The sequence below is a fragment of the Streptomyces sp. NPDC020422 genome (genome assembly GCF_044386705.1).
Lineage (GTDB): Bacteria > Actinomycetota > Actinomycetes > Streptomycetales > Streptomycetaceae > Streptomyces.
Map to the genome: position 1 here is coordinate 1 of NZ_JBIRVJ010000016.1, position 19,652 is coordinate 19,652.

Genomic DNA, 19,652 nt, shown 5'->3' on the forward strand with positions numbered 1-19,652 from the left:
GGCCACCTACCCGCGCCGCCCGGGGGGCTCCGCGCGGGCGGTTTGGGCTGGCGGGCGCGGGGGGCCGGGGGCGCCTCCCCGGGCCCCACGGCGAAGGTCCCCTGGGGGCGGGGTCAGTCCGTGCCGAACTCCATCGCGGCGCGGTCGAGCGCCTCGTCCTCGGCCGAGACCTCGCCGCGCGAGGCGATGGCCTCGGCACCGCCCTCGGGCAGCTCCGGCATGGTGCCGATCAGGCCGGTCGCGGCCGCCTGCGCGGCGCCGATCGCGGGGCTGCCGGTGCCGATCAGGCCGAGGCCGACGTACTGCTCCAGCTTGGCGCGCGAGTCGGCGATGTCGAGGTTGCGCATGGTGAGCTGGCCGATCCGGTCCGTCGGGCCGAAGGCCGAGTCCTCGGTGCGCTCCATCGACAGCTTGTCCGGGTGGTAGCTGAACGCGGGGCCCGTGGTGTCGAGGATCGAGTAGTCCTCGCCGCGCCGCAGCCGCAGGGTCACCTCGCCGGTGACGGCCGCGCCGACCCAGCGCTGGAGGGACTCGCGGACCATCAGCGCCTGCGGGTCAAGCCAGCGGCCCTCGTACATCAGCCGGCCGAGGCGGCGGCCCTCGTTGTGGTACTGGGCGAGGGTGTCCTCGTTGTGGATCGCGTTGACGAGGCGCTCGTAGGCGGCGTGCAGCAGGGCCATGCCGGGGGCCTCGTAGATGCCGCGGCTCTTCGCCTCGATGATCCGGTTCTCGATCTGGTCCGACATGCCCATGCCGTGCCGGCCGCCGATGGCGTTGGCCTCCATGACCAGGTCGACGGCGGAGGCGAACTCCTTGCCGTTGATGGTGACCGGGCGGCCCTGGTCGAAGCCGATCGTCACGTCCTCGGCCGCGATCTCGACCGACGGGTCCCAGAAGCGCACGCCCATGATCGGCTCGACGGTCTCGACGCCGGTGTCGAGGTGCTCCAGGGTCTTGGCCTCGTGCGTGGCGCCCCAGATGTTGGCGTCGGTGGAGTACGCCTTCTCGGTGCTGTCCCGGTAGGGGAGGCCGTGGGCGAGGAGCCACTCCGACATCTCCTTGCGGCCGCCGAGCTCCGTCACGAAGTTCGCGTCGAGCCACGGCTTGTAGATCCGCAGGTGGGGGTTGGCGAGCAGGCCGTAGCGGTAGAACCGCTCGATGTCGTTGCCCTTGTACGTCGAGCCGTCGCCCCAGATCTGGACGTCGTCCTCGAGCATCGCCCGGACCAGGAGCGTGCCGGTGACGGCACGGCCCAGCGGGGTGGTGTTGAAGTAGGCGCGACCGCCCGAGCGGATGTGGAACGCGCCGCAGGCGAGCGCGGCCAGGCCCTCCTCGACGAGCGCGGCACGGCAGTCGACCAGACGCGCGATCTCGGCGCCGTAGGCCTTGGCGCGACCGGGCACCGAGGCGATGTCGGGCTCGTCGTACTGGCCGATGTCGGCGGTGTAGGTGCAGGGCACGGCGCCCTTGTCGCGCATCCACGCGACCGCGACCGAGGTGTCGAGACCGCCGGAGAAGGCGATGCCGACGCGCTCGCCGACCGGAAGGGAGGTGAGGACCTTAGACATGGCAACATTATGCATCAGAACGCATGACCATGCAAAGCCGCTCCGGAATCCGTGCCGCCGCTCCCGGCTGTCCGGAAACCGGGGGTGCGGGTGGTGCGCCTCCTCCAGGCTCGCCGATAGTCGTCGACGGGCAAGAGCAGCGCAGCCGACGGAGTGGGGAGCACGTGGACGCACGGGACACACAGGACGCGCGAGAGAAGACCGCCGGCGCCCCGGCCGGGCCTGCGGACGGCCCGGGCCGCGGCCCGGCCGGCACCCCCGCCGTGAGCCCGGGCCGTCGTCTGAGGGCGACCGGCGTCGGCGCCGTGGCCGTACTGCTCTGGGCCTCCCTGGCGCTGTTCACGACGCTCACCGGCACGATTCCGCCCTTCCAGCTCACCGCCATGGCCTTCGCGGTCGGCGGCGTCATCGGGCTGCCACGGGCCCTGCGCGGCGGCGGGGCGCTGGCCCGCGGGCTGCCCCCCGGCGCGTGGGTGCTCGGGATCGGCGGCCTCTTCGGCTACCACTTCTTCTACTTCCTCGCCCTGCGCAACGCCCCGCCCGTCGACGCCGGCCTCATCGCCTACCTGTGGCCGCTGCTGATCGTCGTGTTCTCCGCGCTGCTGCCCGGCGAGCGCCTGCGCTGGTGGCACACGGCCGGGGCGCTGCTCGGGCTCGGCGGCACCTTCCTGCTGGTCACCGGAGGACAGGGGGTGCACTTCCGCGGCGAGTACCTGCTCGGGTACGCGGCCGCCGCCGTCTGCGCGGTGGTGTGGTCGGTCTACTCGGTCGCCAACCGGCGCTATCCGCAGGTCCCGACGGACGCCGTGGCCTTCTTCTGCCTCGCCACCGCCGCCCTCGCCGCCGTCGCCCATCTGCTGTTCGAGACCACCGTCCGGCCCGACGGATGGCAGTGGCTCGCCGTGCTCGCCCTGGGGCTCGGCCCGGTCGGCGGCGCCTTCTACGTCTGGGACCACGGCACCAAGCACGGTGACATCAGGCTCCTGGGCACCGTGTCGTACTTCGCCCCGCTGCTCTCCACCGGTCTGCTGGTGGCGACGGGACGGGCGGACGCGAGCTGGCCCGTCGCCGTCGCCTGCGTGCTGATCACCGGCGGCGCCATGCTGGCCTCGGCCGAGGCCCTGCGCTCGGCACGCCGCCGCCGATGAGGGGGCGGGGGCCGGTCAGGCGTCCACCGGCCAGGTCCCCCGCCGGACCATTTCGGTCACCTTGTCGGCGCCGTTGGCCCGCACCAGGAGTTCGAGCCGCATCCGCTCGATGTCCTCCGCGCTCCACTCGTGCGTGGCCATCGTCGCCTTCTCGTGCGACCAGCCGTTGTCGTAGTGCCGTACGACGTAGTCCTTCTGGAAGTCCCACATCTTCGTGCCCGGCAGCGGCGTGACGATGAACGGGTTCGCGTACGCCATGCCGTGGCCCATCAGCGTCACCGCGTACTCGATGGTCTTCTCGATCTGCTCCAGCGACTCGATGTACGGCTCGGCCCCTGGCCGCTCCGGCGGGTTGACGAAGCCGAGCATGAAACCGCCGGTGACCTGGATGCCGTACTCCGTGAACATCTCCACGATCTCGCCGGTGGCCTTTTGGAAGGCGTTCAGCCGCGGCTTGCCCGACTGCTCCAGGCTGTCCTCGTTGGCGCTCTCCACCGCCAGGTACACGCTGTAGCAACCGCCGTCCGCCATCGCCCGGATGAGGTCCCGGCAGGTCAGCCCGTCGCGCATCGCCGCGAGCACGTTGCGGAAGTTCGGGTTGCGCCGCTCGGACTCGGCCATGGTGGCGGCGAACTTCTCGCCCAGGTGCAGCAGGACCAGGTTGAACAGGCTCAGCCCGCCCTCCTCGACCCACGGCAGGTCGTGCTTGCGCAGCAACTCGAAGACCCGCATCGCGTACAGCGGATCGTGCAGCAGATGGTCGTCCTCGATCAGCACCTCCGTCACGCCCTGCTTGGTGATCTCGCCGAGATGGAGGTCGAACCAGTCGGTGCCCAGCGCCCGCCACGGCCCGTTGACCATCGGGATGTAGCAGAAGTCGCAGCCGACGTTGCAGCCGATCGTCGAGAAGATCTGCGCCCACGAGCCGTGCGCCCGCACCCGCTTGCCCGAGGAGTGGTACGCCTGCTCGTACTGGCGCATGTCCAGCATGCCGAAGTCCGGCAGCGGCATCATCCCGAGCCGCTGTTCGAGCCCCTGCCGCTTCGGCAGGATCCGCATGTACGGCGACGAGGCCGTCGTCCGCACCACCGCGCCGTCCGCACGGCGGTAGGCGATCCCCGGTACGGCGTCGAGGTCGCCCCCCTCCTCGGTCAGCGCCTGCAGCAGCGCCGTGAAGGTCTGGTCGGCCTCGTTGATGACCACGTGGTCGAAGGGCGAGTCGGGCACCGAATACCGCCAGTCGCCGCTCGGGTGGGCCCCGCCGGTGACCGTGACGATCGACGGATCGATGTCCTTGACCAGGTCCGCCAGGGCGCGCGCATTGCCCCACTGGACGGTGTAGATGCACTGGACGCCGACCACGTCCGGGTCGAACTCCTCGATGATGCGGCGCAGTTGAGTGTCATCGAGACCGTAGCGGACGAGGCTGCTGCCGCCTTCGAGGTCGACGAGGTGCCGTTCCTGCTCCCAGCCGGCGAAGGGGGAGTCGACGATGCTCACCTCGAAGCCGGCCAGGCGGGCGTTGGTGGCGATGCGCAGCAGCCCGATCGGCGTGCCGGCCCGCTTCATGACCTCGAAGGTGTCCAGGCCGAGGGCCCGGAAGCTGCTCCGTTCCGGAGAGGGCTCCACGACCCGTGTGTACGAGGGCACCAGGAGCAGGACGCGCGGCGCCTCGCCGCGGGCGCGCCGCCGGGCGCCGGAGACCGACGTGCGCAGGGAGGGCCGCCCCAGGTGCCGCAGCGGGGCGCGCTGCGGGGCGCTGGAGAAGGCGACGGTGGGTTTTTCGATGAGCACGGGCGAAGGGGAAACGTTTCGCGACACAAGCGCTCCATCTGTCCGATGCGAATGGACAATGAGCTCAGATCCTCGCCGCCGGACGGTCGGGAAGCGGGTGGTTTCCCGTTCGATGGCGCGAATTCGCGCGCCTGTCGCCTTATGCGTCCGAATCCGGGGAAAGCCCGGGCACCCGATGTGACTCCGCGACCACCCGGGGTGAAATGGTCGCCGCGGTGCGTCGGGTCTACTGTCGACATATAGGCCATAGGTGCGCCCGTGCTCCCGCGGTCTCGGAGGCGGCGCGCGAAAGGAGCCTCCGATGACCCGTACATTGCGAGCCGCGATAGCCCTTGCCGGAACCGCGGCCCTCTCCCTCGGGGTGGTGGCGACGAGCGGGGCGCTCCCGCAGTCCGCCGCGAAGGCCCAAGAGGTGAAGATCGGGCTGCTGCTGCCGGAGAGCAAGACCACGCGCTACGAGAAGTTCGACCGGCCGTACATCGAGGCGAAGATCCAGGAGCTCGCGCCCGGCGCCCACGTCGACTACTACAACGCCGCCGAGAGCCCCACCACCCAGCAACAGCAGGTCAACACCGCGCTCGCCAAGGGCGACAAGGTGCTGATCCTCGACGCGGTGGACGCCAAGTCGATCCAGTCCTCGGTGGAGAAGGCCCATGCGGCGGGCGTGAAGGTCGTGGCGTACGACCGCCTGGCGCAGGGCCCGGTGGACTCCTACGTCTCCTACGACAACCGCGAGGTCGGCAGGCTGCAGGGCAAGGCACTGCTCGACGCCCTCGGCTCCAAGGCCGGGAGCGGCGAGATCGTGATGCACAACGGGTCGCCCACCGACCCGAACGCGGGCGAGTTCAAGGCCGGTGCGCACTCCGTCCTCGATGGCAAGGTGAAGATCGGCAAGGAGTACGACACGCCCAACTGGGACCCGAACAACGCCAACCAGCAGATGTCCGGCGCCATCAGCGCGCTCGGCAAGGACAAGATCGTCGGTGTCTACTCCGCGAACGACGGGCTGGCCGCCGGCATCTCGACCGCCCTGAAGGCGGCGGGCATGAACGTGCCCCTGACCGGACAGGACGCCCAACTCGACGCCATCCAGCGGATCCTGATCGGCACCCAGACCATCACCATCCAGAAGCCGTACAAGCCCGAGGCCGACATCGCCGCGACCATGGCCGTCGACTTCGCCGAGGGCAAGTCGCTGCCCGCCGACCTGGTGCCCGTCACCAAGACCAGCGGAAGCGGCCAGAAGGTGCCGTCCAACCTGCTCAAGCCCGTCGTCGTGAACAAGGGCAACATCAAGGACACGGTCGTCAAGGACGGCATGTACACCGTCCAGGAGATCTGCACGCCGACCTACGCGGCCGCGTGCAAGCAGGCCGGTCTGACCTAGTCACCCAGTCGGAGGCGGTTCCTTTGCCGGAAGCACCTGTGCTGACACTGCGGGGGATCTCCAAGCGGTTCGGCGCGGTCCAGGCCCTGTCGGGCTTCGACCTGGTGGTCGACGCGGGCGAGGTCGTCGCCCTCGTCGGCGACAACGGCGCCGGCAAGTCGACCGCCGTCAAGGCGATCGCCGGGGTGAACCCGCCCGACGAGGGCGTCATCGAATGGCAGGGGCGGCCGGTCTCCATCAACCGGCCGCACGACGCCCAGAACCTCGGCATCGCCACCGTCTACCAGGACCTCGCGCTGTGCGACAACCTCGACGTGGTCGGCAACCTCTTCCTCGGCCGCGAGCTGCGCAGGTTCGGGGTGCTCGACGAGGTCCGCATGGAGCAGCGCTCCCGCGAACTGCTCGACACCCTGTCCATCCGCATCCCCAGCGTCCGGATCCCCGTGGCCTCCCTCTCCGGCGGCCAGCGCCAGACGGTGGCGATCGCCCGCTCCCTGATCGGCGACCCGAAGGTCGTCATCCTGGACGAGCCGACCGCCGCCCTGGGCGTCGAGCAGACCGCGGAGGTCCTCGACCTCGTCGAACGGCTCCGCGGCCACGGACTGGGCACCATCCTGATCAGCCACAACATGGTCGACGTGATGGCCGTCGCCGACCGGATCGCGGTGCTGCGGCTCGGTCGGAACAACGGCTTCTTCGACAAGCGCTCCACCACGGCCGAGGAGATCATCTCCGCGATCACCGGGGCCAGCGACAGCGCCGTCACCCGCCGCCAGGCCCGCATCCGCGAGGAACGGGAGGCGCGCGGGGAGCGCGGTGACGCCGGCGGGGCCGGGGAGGAGCGGTCATGAGACGCGCGAAAGACCCCCACGACCGTGACCTCGGCGGTCCGGCGGGAGGCGGCGACCGGGCCGCCGACGCGGCCGCGCAGCAGCCCGCCCGCGAGGCGGTGCCCGCCGTCGACAGCCGTCTGATCGTCCGCGAGGAGGGGCTGCGCGGTTACGTCGGGGAGTTCCGCCGCAAGCTGCGCAGCGGCGAACTGGGCTCCCTGCCCGTCGTCGTGGCCGTCATCATCATCTGGACGGTGTTCGGCAGCCTCGACAGCGCCTTCCTCTCCGCACAGAACCTCTCCGACCTGAGCCAGCAGATCGTCGGCACCGGCATGATCGCCGTCGGCATCGTCTTCGTCCTGCTGCTCGGCGAGATCGACCTCTCCGTGGGCTCCGTCAGCGGTCTGTGCGCGGCCATCTTCGCCGTGCTCAACGTCATCAACGGCATGAACGAATGGCTGGCCCTGCTCGTCGCGCTGGCCGGGGGAGCGGCCGTCGGCCTCATCCACGGCTTCTTCTTCGCGAAGGTCGGCGTACCCGCCTTCGTCGTCACCCTGGCCGGCAACCTGGCCTGGAACGGCCTCATGCTGCAGGTCCTCGGCAGCAGCGGCACGGTGAACATCCCCAGCGAGTCCATCGTGTCCAAGCTCTACTCGACGATCTTCCACAGCCCCGCCACCGCCTATGTCGCCGCGGGCGTGGGCGTCGGGCTCTTCCTGCTCGCCTCGCTGCTCGACGCCAAACGGCGCCAGGCCGCCCGGGTGCCGTTCCGGCCGGTCGCCGAGATCGTGCTGCGCACGGTCGTCATCGCGGCCATCGCCTTCGCCACCGCGTACATCCTCAACCGCTACCAGGGGCTGCCGCTGGCGCTGCTGATCTTCCTGATCCTGCTGGTGGTCCTGGACTTCGTGCTGCGCCGCACGCGCTACGGGCGGCAGATCTTCGCCGTCGGCGGCAACATCGAGGGAGCCCGGCGAGCCGGCATCAGCGTGCCGTTCATCCGCATGAGCGTCTTCACGATCTCCGGCACCATGGCGGCGGTCGGCGGCCTGTTCCTCGCCGGGCAGATCCAGTCCGCGAGCCAGACCTCCGGCGGCGGCAACCTGCTCATGAACGTGATCGCCGCCGCCGTCATCGGCGGCACCAGCCTGTTCGGCGGCCGGGGCTCGGTCTGGTCGGCGCTGCTCGGCGCCCTCGTCATCGGCTCGATCCAGTCGGGCATGAACATCATGGGCGTCAGCAACGCCGTCCAGTTCATGATCACCGGCTCGGTGCTGCTGGCCGCGGTGGTCGTCGACTCGCTGTCGCGCCGGAGCCAGAAGGCCGCGGGACGCGCGTGACTACCCCGCGAGAAAGGCGACTACGCCCTGCTGGACCGCCGCGTCGGACAGCAGGGCGTTGTGGTCGAGGCAGCCCGCCGGGTTGTTGACGGCTCCCGACAGGGGCACGCTGTCGTCGGGGTTGACGACCTCGTCGCAGGCGGACCAGAAGGTCGCGTACGCCACCGCACCCGGAGTCTCGTCACCGCTCGCGAGCTGCTTCTGCACGTAGCTGCCGGGGGTCATGTCACGGCAGGCCTGGTCCCACAGGGCGCACGCCCAGGCGGTGCTGGTGCCGTGGTTCGGCCCGGCGAGCGAGACCCAGCGGGCCACGGTCGGGGCCCCGCCGCCGAACTTGACGTACCAGCGGGTGGGCAGGCTCCCGAAGGAGTGGGAGACGATGTCGACCTGGGCCGCCCCGGTCTGCCGCCGGACCGAGTCGACGTACGCGGCGAACCGCCCCGCCAGCACCTCGTTCACCGACTGGTGGGTGTCGTAGCCCCACCGGAAGACCTCGTCGTCGCGGTACCCGGCCGCCTTGAGCCTGGCGTCGAGACCGCCCCACACGCCCGGGTCGGCGTTGTACCCGTGGACGAGGATGACGGGCCGGTGTGCCGTGGCCGCGGCGGCGGGCGGCGCGCAGAGACCCGCCGCGAGCGCGGCGAACGCGGCGAGCAGGGCGTGCATCAGGACGATGGGGCGTCGCATCGAAGCGCCTCCCGTGGGATATGACGAAGCGTCAGGGGTTGGGCGCGATGGTAACGGCGGGACGTGGGAATGTCCCGGGGGCGGACGGTGAAGAGTGCCCGGTGCCGGGGGCCCCGCCCGTCGGGTCAAGATCATCCGGAGGCAGAATGACCCGTATGACCATGACGAACACACCCAGGACGGCCACGGTCGACGACGCCGTGCTCATCAGCGCCACCCTCACCCGCGCCTTCGACGACGACCCGATGATGTGCTGGTTCTTCCCGGAGGACGCCACGCGCCCGGCCGCGCTGGATCGCTACTTCACCACGATCTTCACCCGCCAGTACGTCCTCCACGGCGTGTGCGAGCGCACCGACGCGGCCGCCGCCTTCTGGGTGCCGGCCGAGGCGCAGGAGAAGGCCGTGCCCGACGCGGCCACCATCGAGGAGCTCGAGAACATCCTGGGCGACGGCGTCGCCCGGCTGGGCGCGGCCGTCGAGACCGCCGCCGCGCACACGCCGCAGGAGCCGCACTGGTCCCTGTCGCTCATCGGTGCCGACCCGGCGGCCCAGGGCCGGGGCCACGGTTCCGCGCTGCTGCGCTCGGGCCTCGCCCAGGCCGACGCGGCCGGCATGCCGGTGTACCTGGAGTCCTCCAAGGCCTCCAACCTCCCCGTCTACGAGCACTTCGGCTTCACCGTCCGCGAGGAGGTGCCGCTGCCCGGCGACGGCCCGATGCTGTGGGGCATGTGGCGCGAGCCGCGCGGCCGGGCCTAGCCGGACCCGGCCCAGGGCGCACGGAAGGGCCCCGGAGGCCTGGGGTGCCTCCGGGGCCCGCCTCGTGCGGGGGTTACGGGACGAGTCGCAGCAGGCGGTTGGGGGAGCCGCTGCCGGGGCTGGTCACCTTGTTGGGGGTGGAGCCGTTGACCAGGGCGGTGGCGACCTGCGCCGGGGTGGCGGAGGTGTGCCCGGCGAGGTAGACGGCCGCGGCGCCCGCGACGTGCGGGGTGGCCATCGAGGTGCCCGAGATGGTGTTGGTGGCCGTGTCGCTGGTGTTCCAGCCCGCGGTGATGGACACGCCGGGGGCGAACAGGTCCAGCACGGAACCGTAGTTGGACCAGCTCGCCTTGGCGTCCGCGCTGTCGGTGGCGCCGACGGTGAGGGCCTCGGCGACCCGGGCGGGGGACGAGGACGACGCGTTCACACCGGAGTTGCCGGCGGCGACCGCGTAGGTGACACCGTCCGCGATGGACCTCTTCACCGCGTTGTCCAGGGTCGTGGAGGCGCCCCCGCCGAGCGAGAGGTTGGCGACGGCCGGCGCGCCCGCGGCGTGGTTCGCGGTCACCCAGTCGATGCCCGCGATGACGCCGGCGGTGGTGCCGGAGCCGTTGTTGTCCAGCACCCGTACGGCCACGATCTTCGCGGCCTTCGCCACGCCGTAGGTCTTGCCGGCGATCGTCGTCGCGACGTGCGTGCCGTGTCCGTTGCCGTCCTGGGCGACGGAGTCGCCGTCGACCGCGTCGTAGCCGTTCACGGCGCGCCCGGCGATCTCGGAGTGGCTGATGCGCACACCGGTGTCGATGACGTACGCGGTGACGCCGCTGCCCGCGCTGTCCGGGTAGGTGTACGTGCCGGACAGCGGCAGGCTCGCCTGGTCGATGCGGTCCAGGCCCCAGGGGGCGTTGGACTGTGTCGCGTCGGCGTGGACGACCTGGTTCTGCTCGACGGAGGCGACGGCCGGGTCGGCCGCGAGCCGGCGGGCCGCGGCGGCGTCGAGCTGGGCCGTGTAGCCGTTGAGCGCCGCGCCGAAGGTCTTGCCGACCTTGCCGCCGTAACCGGCTATGAGCCCACGCCCCTTGGCGGACCCGGCCGCGAACCCGGCGCCCTGCTTGAGGGTGACGATGTAGCTCCCCGGCACCGCGTCGGCCGAACCGGCGGCGAGCACGACGCCCTCCGCCGGGGCGGCCTGTGCGGGGACGGCGGCGAAGGTGCCCAGGAGGGCGGCCGCGGTGGCGGCGGAGACCGAGACGGCCAGGCGGGCCTTGGAGTTCTGCAGTAGCGCCATTACGAGGGAGTCCTCCTCTTGGCGGCGGCGCCCTGGGTGGGGCGGCGCGACTGTGGGGGCTGTGTGCGGGAGCGGCGTGGTCCGCCACCCGGCATGTGCAGCAGCCTGTGCCGCAACTCCGCTGTGCAGCAAGGGAATTGGGCGCTTGTCATGCATCCGCCATGTCACCGCAATCGAAGCGGTGGGTAACCCGGATGAACCGGACGGCACGATGTTCACGCGGGGACACAGAGACGGGGCGGGCACCGGGCGCCCCCGGGAGGCGGGTGGGGCACGGCCGCAACCGATCGGGCGGCCTCCCGCGTCCCTGCCGGGTATGAGCGAGGACCGCACACCCCGAGACGGAACGACCGCCGAAAGCGCCGGCGGCTGTCTGCTGGCCGCCCTGGGGGCCCTCGCGGGACTGCTCCTCTGGGCGCCCCGCGCCGCCTACAGCCTGGACGGCGGCTTCGAGGCGCACGCCCGTGATCTGAGCGTCGTCTTCGTCGACCTTCCGCTCATCCTGCTCGGGGCCACCGCGCTGCCGCTCCTCGCCTGGGCCGTGATGCTCCGTCCCGGGCGGCGGCCCGGTCGCCGGGTCTGGCCGGCCGTTCTCGTCGCCCTCGGCGTCCTCGGGCTCTTCCTGGCCGGCGTCGACGCCTGCTGGCAGCCCCGGCAGGGGCCCGACCCCGGCTACGGGCCCGGGATCTGAGGCGACACCTCCCGCGATCCCCGGCGACGCGGCACGGGCGCCGCCCCGCGCCGGGCTTCCGCCGTACCGTCCGGCTGCGCGGTTACCGTGGCCCGATGCGACGAGTTCCCCGGTGGGCCCTGATCTCCTCGGGCTGCGCCCCGGTCCTGCTGATCGGCGGCTGGATCATCGCGGGCATGCTGGAGGGGCCCGGATACGACCCCGTCACCCAGACCATCAGCGTCCTCGCCGCGTACGGAGCACCGGGATCCTGGGTCATGACCGGCGCGCTGTTCGGACTCGGCGTCTGCCACCTGTTCACCGCCTGGGGGCTGCGGGCCGCCGCGCGCGCCGGACGACTCGCGCTGGCCGCCGGGGGAGTGGCGGCGCTGGTCGTGGCACTGCTGCCCGCGCCGAGCAGCGGGGGATCGCTGCGCCACGGCTCCGTCGCGGCCGTCGGCTTCGCCCTCCTGGCGATCTGGCCGGTGCTCGCCGCCGACCACGGGCGACCGGCGCCCTGGGGACTGCGTCCCGTTCCGTCCGTCTCGGTGACGGCGCTGATGGGGATCGGCGCGGCCTGGTTCCTCTTCGACATGCAACGGCACGGCGCCGCGGGCGTCGCCGAACGCCTGGTGACCTGCATACAGGCCGTGTGGCCGCTGGTGGTCGTCGTCTCCTGCCTGCTCCACCGCGGCAGGGACGAGCCGGCCGGGTAGCGGGCGGGCGGGGACGGACCAAGCGCGGACACGGCGCGAGACGGGCACGGGCCCAGGGATGGGCGGGCACGGCCCCAGGGATGGGCGGGGCGGGCACCACCGAAAGAGGGGCGCGGCCCCCAAAGGGGCGGCCACGCCCAAAGAGGCGCGGGTACGGCCCCAAGACGGGCGGCCACGGCCGAAAGAGGGGCGGCCACGCCCAAAAGGCGCGGGTACGGCCCCAAGGACAGGCGGGCACCGCCGAAGGAAGGGCGGGCACTGCCGAAAGAGGGACGGGCGGGCACCGCCCAAAGAGGCGCGGGCGCGGCCCCAAGGACGGGCAGCCACGGCGAAAGAAGGGCGGGCGCGGCCCCAAGGACGGGCGGCCACGGCGAAAGAAGGGCGGGCGCGGCCCCAAGGACGGGCGGCCACGGCGAAAGAAGGGCGGGCACGGCCCCCGGAAAAGGGAGTCGTGCCCGCCCTCGGGTGGGATCAGCTCACGCCGCGTCCCGCACCGTGCCCGTGAACTCCGGGCCCGGGACCGGATCCCAGTTGCCGTCGTACGTCGTCAGCTGGGCCCGCAGCGACTCCGTGGGCTCGGCGACGCCGTCCTTGACGGTCGGCACCTTCACCTCCGCGACCGTCTGCCCGGCGGCGAAGGACACCCCCAGGTACAGGCCGTCCTCCGACGCCTTCGACAGCGCCACGGCCGGGTCCGGCACATGGCCCATCTGCTCCTCCAGCCAGGCCCGGTCGACGTCCGCCGTGGACAGCTCGGCGCCGCCGGTGACCGGCAGCAGGAGGACGGCCGCCGACACGTCGGCGTCGGCCGGCTCCGACAAGGTCACCCGCCAGGTCAGCGCCGCGCCCTCGGTCACGTCGTCCGCGAGGGGCGTCAGGGTCACCTTGGGCATGGGGTCGTCGTTGCGCGCGGTCACCCCGCCGCGGTGCGCGCCGACCACGACACCCCGCACCGCCTTGACGAAGGCGTCCTGGGACAGGTCGTATCCGAAGCGCTTGTTGCCCCGCACCTCGACCGGCACGACGATGTCGTTGCGGCCCGGGCGTACGGACACCAGCCGGGAGTCGACCCGGTCGCCGCCCGGCCGCGGGACGAAGAGCCGGACCTGACCGCTGCCCTGGCCGGAGACCCGTACCGGCACCCGGTAGGTCCGGACGCCGGAGTCGCCCTCGTCGACCGTCAGCCGGCCGATGTCGACGCGTGCCAGCGCGGCCGGGCGCACCGCGGGAGTGCCCGGGCGCCAGCCCCACCCGTCCATCAGCCAGGCGCGCCCGTTGCGGCTGCGCGGGGTCAGTTCGAGCGAGGCGATCCGCTTCAGGTCCAGGCGGCCGCGGACCGCGGCGGACAGCGGTACGCGGATCTCACGCCCCCAGTAGGAGGTGGTGCGCGGGCTGCCGGGCACGCCGTCGACACGGGCCCGGCCCAGCTGGGCGCGCCGCCCGGAGGCGTCGGTCACGGCGATGTCCAGCTCGGTGCCCGAGCTGTTGGGCGGGACGATCACCCGCAGGGCCAGCGACTCGGAGCCGGCCAGCGAGACCGGGCGCTTCGCCCGCACCGTGACGGGCGAGCCCGGGTTCGCCCAGCGCATCGAGACGGCGTCACGGCCCGGTTCGGGCGAGGCCTCCCAGGACGCGAAGTGCGGCGAGCCGCCCTCCTCGGGAGACAGGCAGGAGCGGGCGGTGTCGGGGTCGATCTGCGCGCACGGCCGGCCGCCGCGGCCGGACACGCTCACCGAGGGACCGGGCAGGAAGGCCGGCGTCCGGTGGGCGCCGACGGCGTGGGTGAGGACCCGGGCCGGGTCGGCGGAGGGAGCGCGCCGGCCGGTGCCGTCGAGGAGCGGGCGGACGCGGTCGTCGCCGCCGACGAACAGCCGGGCGGCGGCCGCGATGTAGGTCGCGCCCGCGGCCTGCTGCTGCGGGGCGGTCAGCCGGGTCCGGGTGCCCGGGGTGCAGACCGGGTCGGCGCCGTCCTCGGACGAGAAGTCGTCGAAGGCGGGCGCCTTGGCCTGCCCCGGAGTCCACTCGCTGTTGAAGAAGTTGTGGTTCGCGCCCACCATGTAGACCGCGCTGTGCAGCGCGGCGCCCTGGCTGACGCCACGGGTGCCGTCGACGTAGATCTGCCCCTGGAGGTCGGACACGTCGCCGTCGCAGCCCGGCAGGATCGTCGCGGAGGGCACGTCGGGGACCGGGTTCTGGCCGAAGACGGTGGGCCCGATCAGGACGTTGCCGCGGATCTTCCACCGTACGGGTCCCCGGTAGCCGTCCTCGGCCGGAGGCGCCGGGTAGAGGCTGTCGAGCGCCGCCCGGTTGACGCCCTCGCCGCCGCGGGAGTGCCCGACGAGCAGGACCCGGGACAGGTCGGCGCGCGCGGTGTTGCGGACGGCGGCCGGGGCGGAGGGCCGGTTGGCGGCCCACTGCGCCCACTGGGCGAGGTGGTGGCGCACGAGGGAGGAGCGGGCCTGGGCGCCGCCGTCCTCGGCCCGCCAGTCCTGCCCGTTGACGCCGTTGGCGGAGATGGACAGCGTCACGTAACCCTGCGAGGCCAGGAGCTTCTGGGCCTTCAGATAGCCCTGGTGGCTGGGGATCGGCTGGGTGCCGGCGGCGCAGGGCCACTCGCCGGTCATCTCCTCCTCGCTGCCGGGCTTGTAGCAGGTGGCGTGGCGGCCGTGCAGGAAGACGGCGACCGGCCGCCTGCCCGGCGCGTCGGTCGGGCCGACGACCATGGCGCGCATCTCGACGGGCGTGGGGAACCCGGGCAACGACACCGAGCGCAGGGCGTATTCGCCGCCGACCGTCCGGTAGGGGCCGGGCTTGCCGGGGTCCACCTGGTTCGCGGGCAGCGGGGCCGGCGGCTGTGCGGCCGGGGCGAGCGGGCGGTGGTGCGGGGAGCGGGCGGGCCCGGCGGCGTCGAGCCGCCGGCCACCGGCCGTCACGCGCAGCTCCGAGGGCTCGCCGAGGCGGACGTCGCCGAGGGCCAACCGGAAGGTCCGGCCGTCCCGCTGGGCCACCGGATGCCCGAGCAACCGGTCGCCGGAGCGGAACTCGACCCGGGCGTCGCCCATGGCCAGGGGCTTGGGCGAGGTCCACACCAGGTGGCTGTCCGCGCCGGTTCCGGAGATCCCCCAGCCCTCGGGGAGCCCGGCGTCCCCGGCCCGGCTCCCGGGAGACGCCGTCTGCGGCGATCCCGGTGTCGGCTGCGCGTACGCCGGCAAGGGCGACGCCGCCGCCATGGCGAGCAGCGCCACGGCGGTGGTCACGCCGCGTGTGACACGTATCAAAGCGGTCTTCCTCACGATCGGTCTCGTGAGGGCACCCGCGGCGTCCCGGTCTGCCCGGTTTCCCCCGCCCCGGATGCCCCCCTCGCCCCGTGAGGACGGTGCGGGAAACCTGTGGGTTGCCTCAAGAACCCGTCAACAACGGGTCAGCGGAAAGAAAAACCGCCGACGCCCCGCAGACCGGGGGGTGCGGACACGATCATGCTCGTATGGATCCTCGATCGAACGCACGTTTCCTCGGCATCGCCGAACTGACCGAAGTGCCCGCCGTGGCCGTGGTGGTGGACGTCATGCGCGCCTTCACCGTGGCCGCCTGGGCCTTCGCCCGGGGCGCGGAGAAGATCGTCCTCGCCGAGTCGCTCGACGAGGCCCGCGCGCTGCGGGCCCGCCACCCGGACTGGGTCGCCCTCAAGGACGGCGCCCCCGCCCCCGGCTTCGACCTCGTCAACTCGCCGGCCCTGCTGCGCTCCGCCGACCTCCGCGGACGGACCGTCGTGCAGAAGACCACGGCGGGCACGGTCGGCGCCCTCGCGGTGAAGGGGGCGTCACTCGTGCTGTGCGCCGGCTTCGTGGTGGCCGAGTCGACGGCCCGGCTGCTGCGGACCCGTGGCCACGGCGACGTCACCTTCGTCGTCACCGGCGAGGACGGCACGGCCGAAGAGGACCTGGCCTGTGCCCAGTACATCGCCCACAGGGCCGCCGGTACCGAGACGGACCCGACCGGATTCCTCCACCGCGCCGCCGAGTCCCGCGCGGCCGCCGAGCTGACGCGGGGGATCCGCCGGGGAAGCCACCCCGACGACGTCGCCCTCTGCCTCGAACTCGACCGGTTCCCCTTCGCCATGGCGGCCACGGCGGAGGGCGAGCTCATGGTGCTGCGCCGCGCGGAGGCCGAGGCCGTGTCCCCCTGACGTCCGTCCTCGGCGGTCGGTCGCAACGTAGGGGGTTTCCGCCGGTAAATCAATACTGGAGGAAGTTATTTAATTGCTCTACGTTGCATCCGTGTTTCGACATCACTCCCGCCCCCTGGTAAGTGCTCCCGCCGAAACCGCGGTCCTCTCCCTCCTGTTGACGGAAGGGCCGCTCAGTCGCGTGGAGCTGGCGCGCCGCACCGGGCTCTCCCCGACGGCCGTCACCAAGGCGGCCCGGCCGCTGATCGACGACGGCTACCTCTACGAGCTGCCGCCCGAGCGCACCGCGCCCGGCGCCGGGCGGCCCGTCAGCCCGCTGGCCGTCGCGCCCGACCGGGAGTTCTTCGTCGGGATCAAGGTCAGCCCCGACCACCTCTTCGGCGCGGTGTGCGACCTGCGGGCCGGCATCCGGGTCACCGCGAGCCTGCCGCTCGCCGACTGCTCGCCCGAGACCGTCCCCGCCGGCTGCGCCGAGCTGCTCGACCGACTCCTGCACGCACAGCCGGAGTTCCGCGACCGCACCCGCCACATCGGCGTCGCCGTCTCCGGCGACGTCGAACGCGAGACCGGACGGGTGCGCCACTCCGGGCTCCTCGGCTGGCACGACGTGCCGCTCGGCGAACTGCTCACCGCGGCCACCGGCCTCGCCGTCACCGTCGAGAACGACGTGCGGGCCCTGACCGTCGCCGAGCACTGGTTCGGCGCGGGCATCGGCACCGGATACTTCGCGCTCGTCACCATCGGCGCCGGCATCGGCTCCGCCCTCGTCGCCGGCGGCGAGCTCCTCCGCGGCGCATACGGCGTCGCCGGCGAGGTCGGACACCTCTGCGTCGACCCCGAGGGGCCGCCCTGCCGCTGCGGAGCACACGGCTGCGTCGAGGCCCTCGCCTCCACCCAGGCGATCCTCGAAGCCGTCCGCACCGCCACCGGCCGCCAGGAGCTGGACTTCGGCCAGGTCGTCGACATGGCCAGGGCGGGCGATCCGACGGCCTACGCCGCCTTCGCCCGCGCCGGACGCGCCATCGGCGTCGGCATCGCCTCGCTGGTCAACCTCGTCGGCCCCGAGCGGGTGGTGGTCAGCGGCGAGGGGCTCGCCGCCTACGACCTGTTCGGCCGGCACATCAAGGACGCCTACACCGCCCACGCCTTCGGCGCCGCCTCCCGGTGCCCGCTGTCGCTGCACCCCCTCCCCTGGGAGGAGTGGTCCCGCGGCGCCGCGGCCGTGGCCATCCAGGCGCTCTTCCCCCAGTACGCGGCCACCGCCACGACCGGCGCCCGCTGAACCCGCACCGTGCAGGCACCACACCACCCTCCTCAAGGAGTCCTCGTGATACCCGGCACCCTGCTCCGACGCACGACCGCGGCCCTGGCCACGGTCACCGCGCTGCTCCTCGGCCATCCGGCCGCCGGCGCCACCACCGCCCCCGCCCCCGGGGCCGGGGCGACGGCGGCGGCCCCCGTCCTCACCGGACCCCAGCTCGCCGCCTCCTGGACCGGACCGCTCAGCACCCGCGGGCGCTGGATCGTCGACGCGGCCGGCAACCGCTTCAAGCTGAAGTCCGGCAACTGGGCCGGCGCCCAGGGCACCTGGGAGGGCAGCGGTGACGTCGGCGACGTCACGAACCACCAGGCCGACCAGATGTCGCACAACATCCCGCTCGGCCTCGACCGCGTACCGATCGCCCGGATCCTCGCCGACTTCCACGCACTCGGCCTCAACAGCATCCGGCTCCCCTTCGCCAACGCGCTGGTGCACGACACGACCCCCGTGCCCGACTCCGCGGTCACCGCCAACCCGCAGCTCAAGGGCAAGACCCCGCTGCAGGTCATGGACTCCGTCGTGGCGGCGCTCACCGCGGACGGCTTCGCGGTCGTCCTCAACAACCACACCACCAGCTACCGCTTCTGCTGCGGCCTCGACGGCAACGAGCGGTGGAACAGCGGCCAGTCCACCCGGCAGTGGATCGACGACTGGGTCTTCCTCGCCCGGCGCTACCGCGACAACACCCGCGTCGTGGGCGCCGACCTGCGCAACGAGGTCCGCCGCGACACCTGGGACGACGCCAACTGGGGCTGGGGCGACGACCACGACCTCAACAAGGCCTTCGAGGAGGCCGGCAACGAGATCCTCCAGGCCGACCCGGACCTCCTGATCGTCATGGAGGGCATCAACTGGCAGGGCATCCCGACCGATCTGACCCCGCACGGCCGCCCGATGCTCACCCCGGTCGCCACGCTCTCCAACACGCTCATCCACTCCGGCAAGCTGGTCTACGCGGCACACTTCTACGGCTACACCGGCCCGAACCACACCGGCGCCACCGGCACGGGCGAGACCCACGACCTCCGCTACGAGGAGCTCACCCCGGAAGAGCTCGTCAAGGCCGTCGACGACGAGGCCCTGTTCGTGACCCGGGACGGCCAGCACTTCACCGCCCCCGTGTGGATCAGCGAGTTCGGCGCCGCCGGCCGCGGCGACGCCGACACCAGGGAACGCTCCTGGTTCACCCGCTTCACCGACATCCTGGTCGCGAACGACACCGACTTCGCCATCTGGCCGCTCGTCGGCTGGACCTCCGCCGCCGGCACGCCCCAGGACAACTGGGCCCTGATCAACTACAGCACCGCCGGCGCGCGCCTGAGCCTGCTCGACCCCGGCGACTGGCGTGCCACCGACTGGACCAAGCTCGTCCAGGCGCCCGCCAGGTCGGGCCGGATCGCCCCCGCGCCCCGCTGGAACATGCTCAACCTGGACTACGGCGACTACGACGTCTCCGTCACCATGCGGGCCAAGCCCGACTGGTCCTCCGGCAACCGCAAGGGCAACTGCCCCGACAGCCAGCGCCTGGTCGGACTCGGCCGCAGCGACAGCCGGGGCCTGTGCACCGACGCCGGGCAGCCGGCGAAGGGGAGCGGCGCCTGGACCACCGTCACCGACGAGCGGTACGTGACGGGCGGCGACTGGGCCAGTGGCTACAACAAGCTCCAGTGCCCCGGCGGCACCTTCGCCGTCGGCTACAGCGTGCACGGCAACGCGATGTCCGCCCTTCTCTGCGCTCCCGCGGCGGCCGCCCTGCCGTCGAGCGGGCGCGTGCTCTGGTTCGACCACGGAGACAACCGCCCCGCCACCGGCGGCTCGACCGCCAGCGACTGGGCTCCCGGCCACTACAAGGGCCAGTGCGCCGACGGCGAGTACCTCGCGGGGGTCGCGTACACCTGGAAGTGGACCCACGGCGGAGTGCCCGACGCGCTGCTGTGCCGGCCGCTCGCCTGACGGCCC

At 72.6% G+C, this 19,652-nt stretch carries 15 protein-coding genes; 10 read left to right on the forward strand and 5 right to left on the reverse strand.

Annotated elements, in window-relative coordinates; all coding sequences use genetic code 11:
• Nucleotides 1-113: 113 nt before the first annotated feature.
• A complete protein-coding gene (gene argG, locus ACH414_RS32675) occupies nucleotides 114-1,568 on the reverse strand; it encodes an argininosuccinate synthase (RefSeq protein WP_386569344.1) in 1,455 nt (484 codons plus the stop codon).
• A 164-nt stretch (nucleotides 1,569-1,732) separates the two neighbouring features.
• Here argG and ACH414_RS32680 point away from each other — a divergent pair, with 164 nt between their 5' ends.
• Entirely contained in the window at nucleotides 1,733-2,716 is a 984-nt protein-coding gene (locus ACH414_RS32680) for a DMT family transporter (RefSeq protein ID WP_382540882.1), read from the forward strand.
• A gap of 15 nt (nucleotides 2,717-2,731) precedes the next feature.
• Here the strand turns inward: ACH414_RS32680 and ACH414_RS32685 are convergent, their stop codons facing one another.
• Nucleotides 2,732-4,510, reverse strand: coding sequence for a B12-binding domain-containing radical SAM protein (locus ACH414_RS32685; protein ID WP_398944629.1), 1,779 nt, complete (start codon nucleotides 4,508-4,510; stop codon nucleotides 2,732-2,734).
• A 301-nt stretch (nucleotides 4,511-4,811) separates the two neighbouring features.
• Between ACH414_RS32685 and ACH414_RS32690 the strand changes: the two genes are divergently transcribed.
• The 3 genes from ACH414_RS32690 to ACH414_RS32700 are packed head-to-tail and all read left to right on the forward strand — an operon-like array spanning nucleotide 4,812 to nucleotide 8,067.
• Nucleotides 4,812-5,897: a substrate-binding domain-containing protein gene (locus ACH414_RS32690; RefSeq protein WP_398944631.1), complete on the forward strand. Its 1,086-nt coding sequence runs from the start codon at nucleotides 4,812-4,814 to the stop codon at nucleotides 5,895-5,897.
• Between the two features lie 23 nt (nucleotides 5,898-5,920).
• Complete coding sequence (locus tag ACH414_RS32695) at nucleotides 5,921-6,748, forward strand: ATP-binding cassette domain-containing protein (protein ID WP_382540875.1); 828 nt, start codon at nucleotides 5,921-5,923, stop codon at nucleotides 6,746-6,748.
• Nucleotides 6,745-8,067 carry a sugar ABC transporter permease gene (locus ACH414_RS32700; RefSeq protein ID WP_398944633.1) on the forward strand — a complete coding sequence of 441 codons (1,323 nt, stop codon included), beginning with the start codon at nucleotides 6,745-6,747 and terminating at the stop codon, nucleotides 8,065-8,067. Before ACH414_RS32695 ends, ACH414_RS32700 begins: the two co-directional genes overlap by 4 nt.
• Here ACH414_RS32700 and ACH414_RS32705 read toward each other — a convergent pair whose 3' ends face one another.
• Nucleotides 8,068-8,754: an esterase/lipase family protein gene (locus ACH414_RS32705; protein WP_382540869.1), complete on the reverse strand. Its 687-nt coding sequence runs from the start codon at nucleotides 8,752-8,754 to the stop codon at nucleotides 8,068-8,070.
• A 155-nt stretch (nucleotides 8,755-8,909) separates the two neighbouring features.
• On the opposite strand from ACH414_RS32705, the gene ACH414_RS32710 reads away from it, so the two are divergent.
• The gene (locus ACH414_RS32710; RefSeq protein ID WP_398944635.1) at nucleotides 8,910-9,512 is read left to right on the forward strand and encodes a GNAT family N-acetyltransferase; all 603 of its coding nucleotides are present in this window, start codon (nucleotides 8,910-8,912) and stop codon (nucleotides 9,510-9,512) included.
• A gap of 73 nt (nucleotides 9,513-9,585) precedes the next feature.
• Here the strand turns inward: ACH414_RS32710 and ACH414_RS32715 are convergent, their stop codons facing one another.
• Entirely contained in the window at nucleotides 9,586-10,800 is a 1,215-nt protein-coding gene (locus ACH414_RS32715) for a S8 family peptidase (RefSeq protein ID WP_398944637.1), read from the reverse strand.
• A 316-nt stretch (nucleotides 10,801-11,116) separates the two neighbouring features.
• Between ACH414_RS32715 and ACH414_RS32720 the strand changes: the two genes are divergently transcribed.
• Complete coding sequence (locus ACH414_RS32720; RefSeq protein WP_386569357.1) at nucleotides 11,117-11,491, forward strand: hypothetical protein; 375 nt, start codon at nucleotides 11,117-11,119, stop codon at nucleotides 11,489-11,491.
• 95 nt (nucleotides 11,492-11,586) lie between these two features.
• Nucleotides 11,587-12,186 (forward strand): DUF998 domain-containing protein, encoded by a 600-nt coding sequence (locus ACH414_RS32725; RefSeq protein WP_382540857.1) that lies wholly within the window; start codon nucleotides 11,587-11,589, stop codon nucleotides 12,184-12,186.
• A gap of 476 nt (nucleotides 12,187-12,662) precedes the next feature.
• Here the strand turns inward: ACH414_RS32725 and ACH414_RS32730 are convergent, their stop codons facing one another.
• A complete protein-coding gene (locus tag ACH414_RS32730) occupies nucleotides 12,663-15,464 on the reverse strand; it encodes a hypothetical protein (protein WP_398944639.1) in 2,802 nt (933 codons plus the stop codon).
• Between the two features lie 206 nt (nucleotides 15,465-15,670).
• Here ACH414_RS32730 and ACH414_RS32735 point away from each other — a divergent pair, with 206 nt between their 5' ends.
• From ACH414_RS32735 to ACH414_RS32745, 3 genes are all read left to right on the forward strand, one after another.
• On the forward strand, nucleotides 15,671-16,372 hold the full coding sequence (locus ACH414_RS32735; protein WP_382540852.1) for a 2-phosphosulfolactate phosphatase: 702 nt from the start codon (nucleotides 15,671-15,673) through the stop codon (nucleotides 16,370-16,372).
• A 91-nt stretch (nucleotides 16,373-16,463) separates the two neighbouring features.
• Nucleotides 16,464-17,654, forward strand: coding sequence for an ROK family protein (locus tag ACH414_RS32740; protein WP_398944642.1), 1,191 nt, complete (start codon nucleotides 16,464-16,466; stop codon nucleotides 17,652-17,654).
• A gap of 45 nt (nucleotides 17,655-17,699) precedes the next feature.
• Nucleotides 17,700-19,646 carry a glycoside hydrolase family 5 protein gene (locus ACH414_RS32745; protein ID WP_386569364.1) on the forward strand — a complete coding sequence of 649 codons (1,947 nt, stop codon included), beginning with the start codon at nucleotides 17,700-17,702 and terminating at the stop codon, nucleotides 19,644-19,646.
• Nucleotides 19,647-19,652 lie beyond the last annotated feature (6 nt).

What these genes read in the sequence shown, in the direction of transcription:
- argG (WP_386569344.1), bottom strand. Translation starts at nt 1,568, where the DNA reads ATGTCTAAGGTCCTCACCTCCCTTCCGGTCGGCGAGCGCGTCGGCATC.
- ACH414_RS32690 (WP_398944631.1), top strand. Translation starts at nt 4,812, where the DNA reads ATGACCCGTACATTGCGAGCCGCGATAGCCCTTGCCGGAACCGCGGCC.
- ACH414_RS32700 (WP_398944633.1), top strand. Translation starts at nt 6,745, where the DNA reads ATGAGACGCGCGAAAGACCCCCACGACCGTGACCTCGGCGGTCCGGCG.
- ACH414_RS32705 (WP_382540869.1), bottom strand. Translation starts at nt 8,754, where the DNA reads ATGCGACGCCCCATCGTCCTGATGCACGCCCTGCTCGCCGCGTTCGCC.
- ACH414_RS32710 (WP_398944635.1), top strand. Translation starts at nt 8,910, where the DNA reads ATGACCATGACGAACACACCCAGGACGGCCACGGTCGACGACGCCGTG.
- ACH414_RS32715 (WP_398944637.1), bottom strand. Translation starts at nt 10,800, where the DNA reads ATGGCGCTACTGCAGAACTCCAAGGCCCGCCTGGCCGTCTCGGTCTCC.
- ACH414_RS32720 (WP_386569357.1), top strand. Translation starts at nt 11,117, where the DNA reads ATGAGCGAGGACCGCACACCCCGAGACGGAACGACCGCCGAAAGCGCC.
- ACH414_RS32725 (WP_382540857.1), top strand. Translation starts at nt 11,587, where the DNA reads ATGCGACGAGTTCCCCGGTGGGCCCTGATCTCCTCGGGCTGCGCCCCG.
- ACH414_RS32735 (WP_382540852.1), top strand. Translation starts at nt 15,671, where the DNA reads ATGGATCCTCGATCGAACGCACGTTTCCTCGGCATCGCCGAACTGACC.